Genomic DNA, 16,014 nt, shown 5'->3' on the forward strand with positions numbered 1-16,014 from the left:
CCCTTTTCTGGAGTAAGTCAAGAAAATCTTCTGGAGTCACTCAAAATTAACCTGAGACTTGAACGTGTTCAAATTCGTCGCTAGCCTGAGATTTGAACACGTTCAAGGAGGGGATCGCGGTGCGGCTGACGGACTGGGCACATGTGCTGCTCAACGTGCTGATCGGCGTCGGGATGCTGGTGGTGGTACCGCTGGGAATGCAGCTTGTGCATCGCCGGCGGGCCGGATGGCTGCTCGCCGCCGCGGCCGGGGCGGCCTCGCTGTGGCTGCCGCGCGGCGGATCGGCGCTGCTGGCCGTGCCCTACGTGCTGGCCGCGGTCTGGCTGGCGGCGGCCGTCCTGCCCCGGTGGCGGGACTGGTCGCCGGCGAACCTGGCCCTGTGCACCGCCCTCGCCTCGCCCACGGTGGCGGCGAGCGCGCTGGTCGCCGAGCGGGCCGGCTTCCGCCTCTTCGGCTTCCCGCTGGACGTGCTCGGGCTGACCGTCGCCCACTTTCACTACGCCGGGTTCACCGCGGCCCTGGTCGACGCCCTCGTCTGCCGGCTCGACCCCGCCCGGCGGGCCGGGCAGGTCGCGGCGCTGACGGTGCCGGCGGGCACGGGCCTGGTCCTGGCCGGCTTCTTCCTCGGCGATTGGGTCCAGCTCGCCGGCGCCGCGGTGCTCACCGCCGGCATGTGGATCACCGCCTGGCTGACCGTGCGCGAGGTCGCCCCGATCGCGGCGGACCGGCTGACGCGCGGGCTGCTGTACACCTCGGCGCTCGTGCTCGTCGCGACGATGCTGCTCGCCCTCGACTGGGCCCTGGGCCGCGCGGCCGGGTGGCCGCACCTGCCGGCGTCGTGGATGGTCGCCACGCACGGCGCCGCCAACGCGCTCGGCTTCGCCCTGACCGCGGTCCTGGCCTGGCGGCGCCTGTCAGTGGCGGCGCGCCCGGACCCGGTCCGGCTGCCGAAGCGGGTGGCGTACAACTAACCCGGGTGGGTAGCACCGTCGCCATGCACGACATCGAGGAGCTGCTCGACGACCTGTACGGCGGTCGCACACGGGTCAGCCGCAGCGAGATCTACCGCCGGGCGGTCGCGATGGACCTGCCCGCCGAGGTGGTCAACGCGCTCGAGACGCTGCCGGAGGGCGACTACGCGCAGGAGGAGGCCGGCGAGGCCCTCGTCCAGCTGCACGAGCGCCCGCCCGTCGCGACCGGGGTGCCGGGCTCGGCGCTGTCCCCGGACGACCTGAGCCGGGAGCTGCGGCACCTGCACGAGACCCGCGACGACGCGCTGCGCCACGCGTCGTCGCGCGCGCTGGCCAACCACGACGACCGCACGGCGGAGCTCGAGGCCGAGTACCTGCGCCGCTTCCCCGACCGCGAGGTCGACCCGCGCCGGCTGCGCCCGGCTCACTCGCCGGCCTGAGCCCGCCGGGCGGCGGCGACGAGCAGGCGGGCGAACAGGCCGACGTACAGCACGTCGGCCAGCATCTGCGCGAGCACCATCAGCTGCGCGGGCTCCGTGCGGGGAGCGATGTCGCCGAAGCCCGTGGTGGTGAAGACGGTCATCGCGAAGTACAGCCCGGCAACGTGCGAGATCGGCCGGCCGAAGTGCGCCGGATCGCGGCTGGCCAGCCACACGTACGCGCCGGCGAAGGGCAGGATCACCATCGGGAACGAGCTGATGAGGATGCCCAGCGCCCGCCGCCGCGGGTGCGGGGCGGCCATCATGGCCCGTAGCTCCCACAGCACCATCACCAGGACGAGCAGCGCCGCCGCCATCAGCACGAACACGCCGCCGGGGGAGAGCGGGTTGTCCAGCGGCGCGCCCAGGTACAGCACGAGCAGGCCGGCATCGACGAGGACCGGCACCAGCAGCACGCCGCCACTGTGGCGCGCGGCGGGGGTGGGCCGCCTCACTCTCAGGAGGTAGGGGGACTCGGGGTTTCCCCGCTCCTGTCGGCGATGCGCGGCCGGGCCGCCCGTCGAGAGCATCGACGCATGTTCCGAGTTCTCACGCATGTGGCGCTGCGCCGGCCGGTGCTCGTCATCGTCTTCTGGGTCGCCGTGGTCGGGCTGGGGTTCGGCTTCGGCGGCGGGGTGTTCGCGAAACTGACCGCGCAGGTCGCCACGGTGCCCGGCAGCGAGAACGAGCGGGCGCTCGCGCTGCGCGACGCCGCCGCCGGTCCGCAGGGCGCCCACCTCACCGTGGTCGGCACCGGTCTTGACGGCGTACTGCAGGACGCGCGCGCCATGCCCGGGGTCGCCGCCGTCGGGGCGCCGGTGCCCAGCGCCGACGGCCGCGCCGTCCTCGTCGACATCGCGCTCACGCCCGGGGCGAGCGACGAGCAGGCCGACGCCGTCGCCGAACACATCCGCGCCGCCGGGCCGGGGGTGACGGTCGCCGGCGGCCCGCTGACCGACCTGGAGTTCGGCAGGCAGGCCCAGTCCGACGTGCAGCGCGCCGAGCTGTTCACCCTGCCGATCGTGCTGGTGCTGCTCGTGGTCGTCTTCGGCGGCCTCGTCGCGGGGGTGATGCCGCTGATCGTGGCGGTCGCCGGCACCGGGGCGACGTTCGGCATCCTGTACCTCGGCAGCTTCGCCACCGACATCAGCGTCTACGCCATCCAGGTCGCCACCATGCTGAGCATGGGCCTCGCGGTCGACTACGGGCTGCTGCTCATCAGCCGGTACCGCACCGAGCTCGCCGACACCGGCGAGCGCGACGAGGCGCTGCGCCGCGCCGTTGCGCGGGCCGGCCGTACCATCTCGGTCACGGGGTTGACGGTGGCCGCCAGCCTGCTCGGCCTGACCGTGTTCCCCGACGCGTTCCTGCGCTCGATGGGCCTGGCCGGCGCCGGGGTGGTGGTGGTCGACATGCTGGCCGTGCTCACCCTGCTGCCGGCGGTGCTGCGCCTGGCCGGGAAGCGGATCAAGCCCGCACCCGCCCGCGACGGCACCGGCGTCTTCGCCCGGCTCGCCCTGGCCGTGCAGCGCCGCCCGCTGCTCACCACCGTCGTCACCGCGGCCGCCGTCCTGGTGCTGGCGATCCCGTCGGTACACCTGCGGCTGGCCAACAGCGACGCCCGCGCGCTGCCGGGCTCGACCGAGACCCGCCGCCAGTACGACGCCCTCGCCGCGCACTTCCCGCAGCTGGTCGGCCCGGACGTCATCGCCGCCGTGGTGCGCTCGCCGGCCGCGGCGCCGCAGACCGCGGCGTTCGCCGAGCGGGTGCGTTCGGTGCCCGGCGTGACCGGGGTCGAGGTCGTGCCGGTGTCCGGCGCGGTGAGCATCGTGCGGGCCACCCCGGCGCACGAGCCGTGGACCGCGGCCGGGCGGGCCACCCTGCAGGCGGTCCGGGACGTGCCGGCACCGTTCGAGGTGCTCGTGGCCGGCGACGCCGCGCGGCTGGTGGACTACCGGGCGATGCTGGCCGAGTACGGGCCGTGGGCCGCGCTGGTCGTGCTGGTGGCGACGTTCGTCCTGCTCGCCGCGTTCACCCGCTCGGTGCTGCTGCCGATCAAGGCGGTGCTCACCAGCCTGCTGAGCATCGCCGCGGCGTTCGGGGCGGTCGTGTGGGTGTTCCAGGACGGCCACCTCGCCGGCTGGTTCGGCAGCCAGCGGCTGGACGCCGTGGACCTGACCGTGCCGGTGCTCGTGGCGGCGATCGCGTTCGGCCTCTCCGTCGACTACGAGGTGTTCCTGCTCGCGCGCATCCGGGAGCGGTACCTCCAGACCGGCGACGCCCGCGCCTCGGTCGCGGTCGGCCTGCAGCAGACCGGCCGGATCGTCACCTCGGCCGCGCTGCTGCTCGTCGTGGTGTTCGCCGGGTTCCTGGTCGGCGGGTTCGCCCCGATCAAGGAGATCGGCCTCGGCCTGGTGCTCGCCATCGTGCTGGACGCCACCGTGGTGCGGATGCTGCTCGTGCCGGCGACGATGACGCTGCTCGGCCGGGCCAACTGGTGGCCGTCGCGACCGCCGGCGATCGCCCCCGAGGGCGGGCAGATCCGATCTCTGGATCCCGTAGCGGCACCTTAAAGGGTCATTATTTCTGCGTCGGGTACCGAATCATCCGATGAAAGATGTTGACAGTCGGCATCGACGTCGGCGAAATTCGTGAGGTTAGACGTCTGCAGGTGCGATCGGCGCGCTCCTGTCCCGCCGAAAGGACCTACACCTCATGAGTCTCACCCGACGCCAGCTGATCGTGTCCGGGCTCGCCGCCACGGGCCTGGGCGCGACCGGCTACCTCACCATGGGCTCGGCCGAGGCGGCGAGCGCCCCCGGTGACGTGGTCGGCAAGATCACCGTTGGCTACCAGGGCTGGTTCGCCTGCCCGGGCGACGGTGCGCCGATCAACCAGTGGTGGCACTGGAGCAGCAACGGCGGCCAGCCCCCGTCGCCGTCGAACACGACGATCGTGTCGTGGCCGGACATGCGGGAGTTCACGAAGAAGTACACGACCGCCTACGCCAACCTCGGCAACGGACAGCCCGCCCAGCTGTTCTCGTCCTACGACCAGCAGACCGTGGACACCCACTTCAAGTGGATGCAGCAGTACGGCGTCGACACCGCCGCGCTGCAGCGCTTCAACCCGTTCGGCGGCGAGGGCCCGACCCGCGACGCGATGGCCGCCAAGGTCCGCCAGTCCGCCGAGGCCTACGGCCGCAAGTTCTACATCATGTACGACGTCACCTCGTGGACGAACATGCAGTCGGAGATCAAGACCGACTGGACGAACAAGATGTCGGCGTACACGTCGTCGTCGGCCTACGCCCGCCAGAACGGCAAGCCCGTCGTGTGCATCTGGGGCTTCGGCTTCAACGACCCCGGCCGCCCGTTCGCCCCCGCGCCCTGCCTGGACGTCATCAACTGGTTCAAGGCCCAGGGCTGCTACGTCATCGGCGGCGTGCCGACCTGGTGGCGCACCGGCGTCAACGACTCCCGGCCCGGGTTCCTGGACGTCTACCACGCCTTCAACATGATCTCCCCGTGGATGGTCGGCCGCACCGGCGACATCGCGGGCCTGGACTCGTACTACAACAACGTCAACGTCGGTGACCAGGCCGACTGCAACGCCCGCGGCATCGACTACCAGCCGTGCGTCATGCCCGGCGACCTGTCCGCCGGCGCCCGCGCCCACGGCGACTTCTACTGGCACCACATCTACAACATGACCCGCCTCGGCGCCCAGGCCCTGTACGTGTCGATGTTCGACGAGTTCAACGAGGGCAACCAGATCGCCAAAACCGCCGAGAACGCCTCGATGCAGCCGACGAACTTCGGCCACCCGGCCCTCGACGCCGACGGCACCGCCTGCTCCTCCGACTACTACCTGCGCATCACCGCCGACGGCGGCAAGATGTTCAAGGGCCAGATCCCGCTGACCGCGACCCGCCCGACCCAGCCGATGGGCGGCACCACCACACCCCCGCCCCCCACCGGCGCCGTCTCGTTCCGCTCGAAGGCCAACAACCTGTTCGTCTCCGCCCGCGACGCCGGCGCTTCGCCGCTGCAGGCCTCCGGCGCCTCGGCCGGCGCGTGGGAACTGTTCGACCGCATCGACCTCGGCGGCGGCAACATCGCCCTGCGCGCCCGGGTCAACAGCCGCTACGTCTGCGCCGAGAACGCCGGCGCCGCCTCGCTCATCGCCAACCGCACCGCGGCCGGCCCGTGGGAGACGTTCAAGCTCATCAACAACCCCGACGGCACCGTGAGCCTCCTGGCCACGGTGAACAACCGCTACGTCTGCGCCGAGAACGCGGGCGCCGCCGCGCTCATCGCCAACCGCACCGCGATCGGCCAGTGGGAGAAGTTCGACCTGATCACGTCCTGACCCCTCGGATTTTTCGGCTTTTCTCTGGTTCCGGTGTCCGGTCCCCACCCCGGGCACCGTCCACGGTCGGAATGCGCCACGCTTGCGCAGTGATCGTTGGAGGAGCCGAGCCCATGACGAAGTACCTGCTGTCGATCGACTACAACGGCGGCGTGATCGAGGCCCCGATGGAGGAGTGGAAGCCGGAAGAGGTCAAGGCCCACATGGACTACTACGGCGCGCTGATCCAGGACCTGATCGAGCGCGGCGAGCATGTGGACGGCATCGCCTTGACCAGCCCGGACGTGGCCAAGGTGGTCACGGCCGGCGCCGGCGCTCCGGTCATCACGGACGGCCCGTTCGCCGAGTTCAAGGAGATGCTGGCCGGGTTTCAGGTCGTGGATGTCGACACTGAGGAGCGGGCGGTGGAGATTGCTGTTGCGCTTTCCCGCGTTCCTGGGCCGGGCGGCGTTCCGCTGGAGCAGCCGGTGAGCGTCCGCCGCATCATGACGGACGCCGACTTCGACCTGATCGTCCCCAGCCGCTAGGCCGCCCCCGCCTCGGCGGCCCCGGCCGGCCTCGCTTCGCCGCGCGCGCGTCGGCCTTGCTTCGCCGTGCGCCTGCCGGCCTCGCTTCGCCGCGCGCGCGTCGGCCTTGCTTCGCCGTGCGCCTGCCGGCCTCGCTTCGCCGCGCGCGCGTCGGCCTTGCTTCGCCGTGCGCCTGCCGGCCTCGCTTCGCCGCGCGCGCGTCGGCCTTGCTTCGCCGTGCGCCTGCCGGCCTCGCTTCGCCGCGCGCGCGTCGGCCTTGCTTCGCCGTGCGCCTGCCGGCCTCGCTTCGCCGCGCGCGCGTCGGCCTTGCTTCGCCGTGCGCCTGCCGGCCTCGCTTCGCCGCGCGCGCGTCGGCCTTGCTTCGCCGTGCGCCTGCCGGCCTCGCTTCGCCGCGCGCGCGTCGGCCTTGCTTCGCCGTGCGCCTGCCGGCCTCGCTTCGCCGCGCGCGCGTCGGCCTTGCCTCGCCATGCGCCTGTCGGGATCGCGTGCCGAGCTTGCCTTGCCGTGCGCGTGCCGGGCTTGCTTCGCCGCGCGGCCGCCGCCAAGTTTGTAAGTGCGGACTCACATACATACCACCACTCGCGGAGTTGGTTGGCTTCTACGTCGGTTTGTAAGTCCACACTGACTTACAAACCATCGGCCAGGCGCTCCGGCGTTCGTCGCGCAGGTTGTAAGTGCACACTTCCTTACAAGCGGCGCCGCGCGGCGCTGCCCTGTTGCCGGCGGCATGGTGCAGGTTGTGAGTGCGCACTGACTTACAACGTGGCGGCGGCCGGGGCTGCCCCTGTTGTCGGCGGCATGGTGCAGGTTGTGAGTGTGCACTGACTTACAACGTGGCGGCGGCCGGGGCTGCCGTTGTTGGGGGCGGCGTGGCGCAGGTTGAGAGTGTGCACTGACATACAAGCAGTGGCGCGCGACGTTTGCCGCTGTTGTGGGTGGGGTGGTGCAGGTTGTGAGTGTGCACTGACTTACAACGTGGCGGCGGCCCGGGCTGCCGTTGTTGGGGGCGGCGTGGCGCACGTTGTGAGTGTGCACTGACTTACAAGCAGCGGCGCGCGACGTTTGCCGCTGTTGTGGGTGGGGTGGTGCGGGTTGTGAGTGTGTACTGACTTACAAGCAGCGCTGCGCCGGCCTGCCGCTGTTGGGGGCGGCGTGGAGCGGGTTGTGAGTGTGCACTGACTTGCAAGGTGGCGGTGGGCGGCGACGAGAGGGCGGAGTGGGAGTTGTAAGTGAACACTCACACACAGCTTGAGGATCTGCTGCGAGAGATAGCGCCGCAGGTGTTGGGGGCGCTGGTGCGGCGGTACGGGGACTTCGCCGCGGCCGAAGACGCCGTGCAGGAAGCGCTCCTCGCCGCGGCGCTGCATTGGCCCGGCGACGGCGTGCCCGACAATCCGCGCGGGTGGCTCGTCGTTACCGCCTCGCGCAAGCTGGTCGACAACGCGCGCAGCGAGCAGGCCCGGCGGCGGCGCGAGAGCGTGGCCGCGGCGCAGGATGAAGCGTTGCACAAGGGGGTGCTGTTCGGGGGCAGCCTGCCGGGCGCGAGCGACGACACGCTGACGCTGCTGTTCCTGTGCTGCCATCCGGCGCTCACGCCCGCCTCCGCGATCGCGCTCACGCTGCGGGCCGTCGGGGGGCTCAGCACGGCCGAGATCGCCAGTGCGTTTCTCGTGCCCGAGGCGACCATGACGCGGCGGATCACGCGGGCCAAGCAGACCATCAAGGACTCCGCGGTGCCGTTCCGCATGCCGGGCGGCGACGAGCGGGCGGCGCGGCTGCGGTCGGTGCTGCACGTGCTGTACCTCATCTTCAACGAAGGCTATGCGGCCAGCGGCGGGGCGCAGGTGCACCGCGTCGAGCTGTCCGGGGAGGCCATCCGGATCGGGCGGATGCTGCGCGATCGGCTTCCCGGCGACCCGGAGGTCGCGGGGCTGCTCGCGCTCATGCTGCTCACCGACGCGCGCCGGGCGGCGCGGGTGGGGGACGACGGGCGGCTCGTGCCGCTCGACGAGCAGGATCGGGCGCGCTGGGACCGGGGGCTCATCGCCGAGGGGACGGCGCTGCTCGACGCGGCGGTGCGCTCCGGGGCGGTGGGGGAGTATCAGCTGCAGGCGGCGATCGCGGCCGTGCACGACCGCGCCGAACGGGTCGAGGATACCGACTGGGCGCAGATCCACGCGCTGTACGAGATGCTGGAGCGCATGACCGGCAGTCCGGTCGTCGCGCTCAACCGGGCGGTGGCGGCGGCGATGGCGTATGGGGCGCCGGAGGGGCTGCGCCTGCTCGAGCCGCTGGCGGCGCGGCTCGGCGATCATCACCGGCTGCACGCGGTGCGGGGGCACCTGCTCGAGATGGCCGGCGACGCCGCGGGGGCCGCCGAGCACTACCGGGCCGCGGCGGCGCGGACCGCGAGCCTGCCCGAGAAGCGGTACCTCATCGAGCGCGCCGCCCGGCTCTGAACAACGAGGGGACGCGCGGCCCGGCCCCGTGCTGGCGGGATGGCCGCGAGCCGGCCCGAGAAGCGGTAGCGCGCCGCCCGGCTCTGAACGACGGGGGGACGCGAGGCCCGGCCCGTGCTGGCAGGATAGCCGCGAGCCGGCCCGAGAAGCGGTAGCGTGCGGCCCGGCCCGTGCTGGCAGGGTGGCCGCGAGCCGGCCCGAGAAGCGGTAGCGCGCCGCCCGGCTCTGATCGACAGGGGGACGCGCGACCGGGCCAAGCACTGGCAAGATGGCCGCCGTGCGAGTGCGGGAATGGTTGCGGCTGGCGGTCGTCGGGCTCGCGACGGTACACGTCGGCGGCGTCCTGGTCGGCTCGCCCGTCCCGGGGACGTTATCGCTGACGCTGCTGACGCTGCTGGTGTACGCCTGGAACGCCCCCGGCCGCCGCATCGCCCGGTGGGCGCGGCGGATCGGGGTCGGCGCCGCCACGCTCGCGGCCCTCGGCGCCGAGCCGGGCGAGTCGAACCGCTACGTCTGGGCCGGGCTGCTGCTGCTCGCCGCCGCCGGGCTCACGGCCGGCTGGGTGCTGCGCCGCCGGCCCGGGGCGTATGCGGCGGCCGCGCTGGCGGTGGCCTTTGTCGTCGCCGTCGCCGTCGTGCCGCTCGCGTCGTGGACCACGCCCGACCGCCACCGCGATCTGGCCGCGATGCACCGCTACGGCGACCCGGTCTGGGCGGACCGCTACGGCAACCTGTTCCTGGACCGCCCGGGCCTGTACTCCGTCACGCAGACGGTGGACCTGGACGCGGTGGTGGCCGTGGCCGTGGCGAACGATCGGACGGTGGCGGGCCCGGGCCTCGTCTACGGCGGCCAGGAGCCGGACGAGCCGGTCCGGCGAGCCGCGTGGACGTGGCCGCCCGACGTGTGGGGCTGGCGGTTCCAGTGGTCCGACATCGCCCCGGCGGTGCCGCCGATGCTCGTGATCCTGGTGCTCGTGGCGCTCGCCGCCGGGCGCGACCCGGAGGAGTTCGCGGGCGGGCGCCGGTAGAATCCCGGCGGTGATCATCATTGCCGGGCGGCTCGACGTCGACGCCGAGGATCGTGACGCCTATCTCGCCGCGGTCGACGGGGTGGCGCGGCTGGCCCGCGCCTCGGCCGGGTGCCTCGACTTCGTGCAGGCGGCCGATCCGATCGACGCCGGGCGGATCAACGTCTACGAGCGGTGGGAGTCCGACGAGGACCTGCACCGCTTCCGGGGCTCCGGCGGGCCGCTGCCGGATCTCCCGCCGCTGCGCTCGGCGGACGTGCAAAAGTACCGCATCTGCGGCGTCGAGGCACCCTGAGCCGTTTTCGTTTTGTGATTCGACGCGGCCGCTGTCTACTCCGGTTCACCGGGGCGACATCCAACCGTAGCTCAATGTAAAGTGGCCGCCGTGCTCAGCGCGATGGCTCCGGGAATCTCGCTCTCATCGGACTACTCATACAAAAGACGTGCATCGGAAGTTCGGTGCCACTTCGTTATCAACCCGTATTCACCGCATGGTGAATGGGCGTGGCGTGAGATCATGCTTCCCGCATTTCGGGCGCTGCGCGGGGACTACGGGCTGGTCGCCGAGCCGCTGCTGTTCGGGGAGCTCCCGGCGACCCGGCCGGACCTGGTCACCTACGCGATATACGGCCCGACCAACCCATTGGAAATGGGCGAGGAGGAGCGCGATTATCTCTCCTCGCTCGCCATTGCCGGGGTGCGCACAAACATCATCTCCGCCTATCCGCTCACCGCGGCCGGCACCGATCAGCCGGGGTACGAGCGGGCCCGAACAGATGTTCCCCGGTTGTGCGATGAGCTCGACATCAATGCGATCTACCCCGATGCGATCGACCGGGCGCGGGGCATCCGGACCAACACCTGGCATGACGTCTATGTCAATGTCGTCGGCGAGACGATCCGCGTGAAGTACCACCCGGTCGAGAGCCGCGACCCGGCCGACCTCGCCGCGCTGGAGCGGCTGCGCGCCGAGCACGCCGAGGACATCGCCGAGCTCGCCCGGCTGCACCGGGAGTACAACCTGTGGCAGCGCAAGCCCTACACCGACGGCGCGATCCTCTTCAGCCACGAGGGGCGCACCTGGCTGGCCTCGCAGACCGTCACCGACAAGACGCTGATGACCGCCGAGGACTTCGACCTCATCACGTCGTTCGACGAGGGCCGCCGCAGCGTCACCTACACCGGCCCGCGCCTGCCCACCTCCGACGCCCCCGAGCTGCTCATGCTGAGCACCCTGCTGAGCCGCCACGCGCGGCGCCCGCGGCTGATCGTGCACTTCCACCACCGCGAGCTGACGCGCGGCCCGCGGTACCGCGAGCTGGTCACCGACTCGACCATTGAGGGCGGCCACTTCTCGGCCGGCCGCCGCTACTTCGCCGAGCTGCGCTTCCGCGGCGGGGACTGGTTCATCATCCGCGAGCACGGCATGGTGTGGGTCGGCGACTCGGTGGCGGACTTCGCCGACTACGTTCAGCGGGTCGTGGCGGGCGCCTCGTAACGCGCGGGCGCGGCCGCGCGGCTCGTCTCGTGGCGGCGGGCCAGGGCCAGCAGCGGCAGCGCCAGCAGCTGTATGAGGCCGGCGAGCACGTACGACGCCGGGTACCGCCACACGTCGGCGACTCGGCCGAGCACCGGCTGCAGCACCACCCCGCCCGCCGACTGCACCATCGAGTCGAACGACAGCACCGTCGCGCGCTGCCGGGTCGGGAGGATCTCGTTGAGGTACGCCTGCCGCGAGGGCATGATCCCGGCCGCGACGAGGCTGTAGCCGGCCATCAGCGCCATCGCCGCCGGCACGTTGCTGGTCAGCCCGAAACCGACGAGCAGGGCGGCATTGACCAGTACACCGGAGATGACCACCGACAAGCGCCACCGGAACAGCGACCGGAAGACCCGCGACAGGAACCCGCCGGCCATCTGCGCGGCGGCGTTGAGCGCGGCGATGACGCCGAGCAGCGCGTAGGCGTGCTCGTCGCCGGCGAGCTTCAGGAAGTACGGCTTCATGGTGAACGAGACGTAGTAGGCCACGCCGACGGTCAGCGAGGCGCCCAGCATCACCCACCGCACCGCGGGCCGGCGCCACCCGTGCTGCATCGACCCGCTGAGCACCCGCCGCATCTCCCGCACCGGCCGCCCGCCGCGCGCCGGCGTGAACCCGATGTCGTGCATCATCCGCCACGCCACCGCCGTGAGGATCAGCAGCAGGCCCGCCCGCACCAGGAAGGGCACTCCGACGTTGGTCAGCTGCGCGAGGAACGACCCGGCGAGCGACCCGGTCAGCGTGCCGATGCCGTTGTACACCTGCCCCTGCGCGAACACGTCCTCCAGGGGCCCGGGGTGCTGCAGGAAGTGCAGCGCATCGACCAGCCAGGCCTCGGTGGCGCCCGAGAAGCAGGTGAACCCGATCGCGAGCAGCACGGAGACGCCGGCCCACACGGCGACCCCGGCGTGCAGCCGCCAGGCCAGCCAGTACAGCAGCGTCGTGGCGGTGAGGGTCACGCCGCCCAGCAGGTAGGAGACCCGCCGCCCCCACGTGTCGGCGATGGTCCCGGTCGGCACCTCGAACAGCGCCCACCCGAGCGTGAAGCACGCATTGGCCACGAGCGCCTGGGTGTTGGACAGCCCGGCGTCGTACAGCAGCAGCGAGTTGATCCCCCAGATGAATGAGATCGCCAGCGAGCTCAGCAGCATCAGCACGAGGTAGGTGCGCCGCACCTGGCGGCTCGTCACGACCACGGACGCCAGCCTAGGTACGCGGACAAAATCATGTCGATGAATTCAACCCTTCCGGGACCCGGGCGCGCCATGATTTTCGGGCCGGTGCTGTGGCGCGCGTCCATGACGGGGCTCTCAGTGCGCGCACAGGCATCGAGGACGATGATGCGAAGTATGACGGGGGTGCTGGAACGTCCCACCGCATTGCTGGTTGCCGTGTCGCGGCCCTGGTTCTGGCCGGTCTCCTGGGTGCCGGCCTACATGGGCACCGTCCTGGCGAGCCACTCGTGGCTGCCGGCCGCGCAGGACGCGCCGCGGGCCGTGGTGGCGCTGCTCGTGCTCGGGCCGCTGATCTGGGGCGCCGTGCTGGCCCAGAACGACCTGTATGACCTGCCCAGCGACCTCGTCAACCCGCGCAAGGCGAGCGCGCCCCTGGTGACCGGCGCGGTTTCGGCGCAGCGGCTCCGGCGGTGGTACCGCATGATCGCCCTCGCCGCCGTCGGCGCCGCGATGTTCGTCGGGCCGCTGTTCGTGCTCGGGGTGGCCGGGGTGCTGGCGCTCGGGTGGGCGTACAGCGTGCCCCCGCTGCGGCTGAAGACCCGGCCCGGCTGGGACGTCGCGGTCAACGCGCTCGTGGTCGGCGTGGTGTCCCCGGCCGCGGGCTGGGCGATCAGCCGGCCGCCGTGGGAGTTCCCGTGGCTGTTCGCGGTGATCGGGCTGCTGTTCGCGGCGGCGCTCTACGTGCCGACGACCGTGACGGACCTGGCCGCCGACCGCGGCGCCGGCTGCACGACGTTCGCGGTGCGCTTCGGGGCGCGCTTCGCCCATCGGCTGGGCGTGGCGCTGTGGGGCGCCGGCCTCGCGGTGTCGATGCTGTGCGCCTGGCTCGGCGTGCTGGTGCCCCGCTCGACGCTGGTGCCGCAGCTCATCATGGTCCCGGTCCTGCTGGCCGGCTACGCGGTCCTCACCGTGCGCCCCACGATCACGAAGATGGCCGCGGTGTCGATCCTGTTCGGTATCCCGACGATCGGGTTCGCGCTGGCGTACATCGGCCCGGCGTGAGCCTTTTTCAGGCTTGACTTATATAAGCCGCCGGTGACATTCTCGGGGCGTGCACGCGTTCGACGTGCTCGGAGACCCGGTGCGGCGCCGCATTCTGGAGCTGCTCGCCGATGGTGAGCAGCCGGCGGGCGCCGTCAGCGACGTCGTCCGGGCGGAGTTCGGGATTTCGCAGCCGGCCGTGTCGCAGCACCTGAAGGTGCTGCGGGAGGCCGGGTTCGCCACCGTCCGGGCGGACGGCACGCGGCGGCTCTACGCCGTCGACGCCGCGCCGCTGCGGGAGGTGGACGCGTGGCTGGAGCGCTTCCGCGGGTTCTGGGACCAGCGCCTCGACGCCCTGGCCACCGAGCTGGCCCGCGGCCGTCGCGCGCGCCGGGCCACCAACACCACAGGCAACGAAGAGGAGGACTCGTGATCGACATCGTCAACCAGGTCAATGCGGCGCACCGGGAGCTCGGCAACGCGCCGGTCGCCTCGGGCGAAGGGCGCTCGCTGCTGCTGCGGCGCACCTATGACGCGCCCATCGAGGACGTGTGGAGCGCCTGCACCGAGGCGGAGCGCCTCGGCCGCTGGCTGGCGCCGGTGGAGGGCGAGCTGCGGCTCGGCGGGAGGTACCAGCTGAAGGGCAACGCCGGCGGCGAGGTGCTGCGCTGCGAGCCGCCGCGGCTGCTGAAGGTGACGTGGGAGATGGGCGAGGGGATGCCCACCGAGGTCGAGGTCCGCCTGAGCGACGACGGGCCGCAGCGCACCGTGCTGGAGCTCGAGCACGCCTCCCCGGCCGGGATCGTCGACGAGCTGGTCCGCGCCTACGGGCCGGGCGGCACGATCGGCATCGGGGGCGGCTGGGACCTGGCGCTGCTCGGGCTCGACCACCACCTGCGCGGCGCCGACCTCGACGCCGAGACGTGGGAGGACGACCCGGAGGTGCGCGAGTTCGCCCGTCACGCCTGCCGCGCGTGGGGCGCGGTGGTGCAGGCCGCCTGGGGTACGAGCGAGGAGGACGTCGAGGCCGCGATCGCGTTCGCCGTGCAGCACTTCGACCCGCGGTAGCCGTTCGAGGTGTACGTGCGCGACAGCGGCTCCGGGATCGTGAAGTAGTCGGCGACCACCGCGGCCGGATCGGTCGCCAGGGCGCCGCGGCCCAGGCGGTCGTCGTGATCGTCCCAGCCCCACGGGGCGTGCGCGGCGTCGCGCCGGCAGCGAAGGCTGCCGTGCTCGCAGCCGCCGGCGAAGGTGCCGGGGGCCGCGAACAACGCCGGGTCCGCGCGGCGGTCCCAGAGCCCGCCCGGACCCAGAAGATCGATGATTCGGTACCCGCTGTAGACGGTCCCGCCCGCAAAGCCCGAGTACGCCCTCAGCGCGTGCCCGTGCGCCTCCTGCTCCGTGACCGGGTGCGGGCGGCCGTCGGCGGGCGACACCCGCATCGGCAGCACCCCGTCGATCGTCTCCCGGCCGCGACCCCACGGGCTGCCGGCCGGGACGTACGAGTAGAAGTTGTCGTGCGCGACGGTGATCGCCGCGCGCAGCCGTCCGTACGGCGTGCCGTCTCGCTGCACCGCCAGCAGCAGGCCCTCGGCGTCGTTCTCGTGCTCGGTGTCCAGCAGCGGCCGGTTGGTCCAGTCGCGGGCGTGGAAGTACATGTACACCACGAACCAGTGCGTCGGCGTCTGCACGACGGAGGCGTAGGCGGCCGGCGCGGCGGGGAACCGCTCCGCGTCCGCCCAGTTGTCGCGGGCGTCCCAGTCGCCGTCGAAGTCCACGCGGGTGATCTCGTCGGCCCGCCCGCCGGCCGCGTGGCGCCCGTGCCGGTCGACGGCCTGGTGGTGGATCGGCGCCCACCGCTCGGCGAGCGTTTCGCCGCCGTCCGCGCCGCCGCCCAGATCGGCCGCCTCGACCGGCGCGGGCCGGGGCCCCACGACGCCGGACCCGGCCAGCAGCGCCCCGAGGAGCGCCGCCTTGAACAGTCGCCACCGCAGCATCTCTCCAGGCTGCCGGGCGCGGGCGCCCGTGCCACTGGGGCCACCACCCCGGTTCATGCTGGGGCAGGCCGCATCTCACCCGGCTTGACAGGGCAATTAGGGAGTTGGCAAACTCCCTCACCGTGCTCGACGTCGAGGTGCTCAAGGCGCTGGGGAACGAGAAGCGGCTGGCCATCCTCGGCTGGCTCGTCGACCCGGTGGCGCACTTTCCGGCGCAACGCGACGGGGACCTTGTCGAGGACGGGGTCTGCTCGGTGTACATCGCCGGGAAGCTCGGGGTGAGCGCGCCGACGGCCAGCGAGCACCTGCGGCTGCTCACCGCGACCGGGCTGCTGCGGGCCCGGCGGATCAAGCAGTGGACGTTCTACCGCCGCGACGAGGAGCGGATCGCGGCGGTCCAGCGAATGCTCGGCGGAGGGTGGTGACC

Annotated in this window: 16 protein-coding genes; 13 read left to right on the forward strand and 3 right to left on the reverse strand. The window is 72.2% G+C overall.

From position 1 onward, the window contains the following. Positions 1 to 92: 92 nt before the first annotated feature. Both ACQEVU_RS16545 and ACQEVU_RS16550 read left to right on the forward strand, forming a co-directional pair. On the forward strand, positions 93 to 971 hold the full coding sequence (locus ACQEVU_RS16545; RefSeq protein WP_433324317.1) for a YndJ family protein: 879 nt from the start codon (positions 93 to 95) through the stop codon (positions 969 to 971). A 5-nt stretch (positions 972 to 976) separates the two neighbouring features. Then, on the forward strand, positions 977 to 1,411 hold the full coding sequence (locus ACQEVU_RS16550) for a DUF6158 family protein (RefSeq protein WP_433324319.1): 435 nt from the start codon (positions 977 to 979) through the stop codon (positions 1,409 to 1,411). Here the strand turns inward: ACQEVU_RS16550 and ACQEVU_RS16555 are convergent. Further along, entirely contained in the window at positions 1,396 to 1,866 is a 471-nt protein-coding gene (locus ACQEVU_RS16555) for a potassium channel family protein (RefSeq protein ID WP_433324321.1), read from the reverse strand. The two genes, ACQEVU_RS16550 and ACQEVU_RS16555, sit on opposite strands and share 16 nt — an antisense overlap. A gap of 120 nt (positions 1,867 to 1,986) precedes the next feature. Here ACQEVU_RS16555 and ACQEVU_RS16560 point away from each other — a divergent pair, with 120 nt between their 5' ends. The 7 genes from ACQEVU_RS16560 to ACQEVU_RS16590 all read left to right on the forward strand — a co-directional run bounded on the left by ACQEVU_RS16560 (position 1,987) and on the right by ACQEVU_RS16590 (position 11,332). After that, positions 1,987 to 4,023 (forward strand): MMPL family transporter, encoded by a 2,037-nt coding sequence (locus tag ACQEVU_RS16560; RefSeq protein ID WP_433324322.1) that lies wholly within the window; start codon positions 1,987 to 1,989, stop codon positions 4,021 to 4,023. 142 nt (positions 4,024 to 4,165) lie between these two features. Further along, a complete protein-coding gene (locus ACQEVU_RS16565) occupies positions 4,166 to 5,821 on the forward strand; it encodes a lectin (protein WP_433324324.1) in 1,656 nt (551 codons plus the stop codon). 113 nt (positions 5,822 to 5,934) lie between these two features. Continuing rightward, entirely contained in the window at positions 5,935 to 6,348 is a 414-nt protein-coding gene (locus ACQEVU_RS16570) for a YciI family protein (RefSeq protein WP_433324326.1), read from the forward strand. 1,229 nt (positions 6,349 to 7,577) lie between these two features. After that, on the forward strand, positions 7,578 to 8,807 hold the full coding sequence (locus ACQEVU_RS16575) for an RNA polymerase sigma factor (protein ID WP_433324328.1): 1,230 nt from the start codon (positions 7,578 to 7,580) through the stop codon (positions 8,805 to 8,807). Positions 8,808 to 9,084: 277 nt separating this feature from the next. Next, the gene (locus ACQEVU_RS16580; RefSeq protein ID WP_433324330.1) at positions 9,085 to 9,834 is read left to right on the forward strand and encodes a hypothetical protein; all 750 of its coding nucleotides are present in this window, start codon (positions 9,085 to 9,087) and stop codon (positions 9,832 to 9,834) included. Positions 9,835 to 9,844: 10 nt separating this feature from the next. Continuing rightward, the gene (locus tag ACQEVU_RS16585; RefSeq protein ID WP_433324332.1) at positions 9,845 to 10,129 is read left to right on the forward strand and encodes a putative quinol monooxygenase; all 285 of its coding nucleotides are present in this window, start codon (positions 9,845 to 9,847) and stop codon (positions 10,127 to 10,129) included. Between the two features lie 222 nt (positions 10,130 to 10,351). Further along, positions 10,352 to 11,332, forward strand: a complete 981-nt coding sequence (locus ACQEVU_RS16590; protein ID WP_433324334.1) for a hypothetical protein — start codon at positions 10,352 to 10,354, stop codon at positions 11,330 to 11,332. Here ACQEVU_RS16590 and ACQEVU_RS16595 read toward each other — a convergent pair. After that, entirely contained in the window at positions 11,305 to 12,570 is a 1,266-nt protein-coding gene (locus tag ACQEVU_RS16595; protein ID WP_433324336.1) for an MFS transporter, read from the reverse strand. The two genes, ACQEVU_RS16590 and ACQEVU_RS16595, sit on opposite strands and share 28 nt — an antisense overlap. Before the next feature lie 153 nt (positions 12,571 to 12,723). On the opposite strand from ACQEVU_RS16595, the gene ACQEVU_RS16600 reads away from it, so the two are divergent. Genes ACQEVU_RS16600 through ACQEVU_RS16610 form a run of 3 tightly spaced genes read left to right on the forward strand, consistent with a single transcriptional unit; the run spans position 12,724 to position 14,658 of the window. Further along, complete coding sequence (locus tag ACQEVU_RS16600) at positions 12,724 to 13,611, forward strand: UbiA prenyltransferase family protein (RefSeq protein WP_433324338.1); 888 nt, start codon at positions 12,724 to 12,726, stop codon at positions 13,609 to 13,611. Between the two features lie 49 nt (positions 13,612 to 13,660). Next, the gene (locus ACQEVU_RS16605; protein WP_433324340.1) at positions 13,661 to 14,023 is read left to right on the forward strand and encodes an ArsR/SmtB family transcription factor; all 363 of its coding nucleotides are present in this window, start codon (positions 13,661 to 13,663) and stop codon (positions 14,021 to 14,023) included. Next, entirely contained in the window at positions 14,020 to 14,658 is a 639-nt protein-coding gene (locus ACQEVU_RS16610) for an SRPBCC family protein (RefSeq protein ID WP_433324342.1), read from the forward strand. Before ACQEVU_RS16605 ends, ACQEVU_RS16610 begins: the two co-directional genes overlap by 4 nt. Here ACQEVU_RS16610 and ACQEVU_RS16615 read toward each other — a convergent pair. Further along, positions 14,550 to 15,587 (reverse strand): hypothetical protein, encoded by a 1,038-nt coding sequence (locus tag ACQEVU_RS16615; protein ID WP_433324344.1) that lies wholly within the window; start codon positions 15,585 to 15,587, stop codon positions 14,550 to 14,552. The genes ACQEVU_RS16610 and ACQEVU_RS16615 overlap by 109 nt on opposite strands. A gap of 104 nt (positions 15,588 to 15,691) precedes the next feature. Between ACQEVU_RS16615 and ACQEVU_RS16620 the strand changes: the two genes are divergently transcribed. Continuing rightward, on the forward strand, positions 15,692 to 16,012 hold the full coding sequence (locus ACQEVU_RS16620) for an ArsR/SmtB family transcription factor (protein WP_433324346.1): 321 nt from the start codon (positions 15,692 to 15,694) through the stop codon (positions 16,010 to 16,012). The last annotated feature ends 2 nt before the right edge of the window (positions 16,013 to 16,014 follow it).

It is taken from the genome of Dactylosporangium sp. CA-139066 (genome assembly GCF_050936175.1).
In the GTDB taxonomy this organism is placed as follows: Bacteria; Actinomycetota; Actinomycetes; order Mycobacteriales; family Micromonosporaceae; genus Dactylosporangium.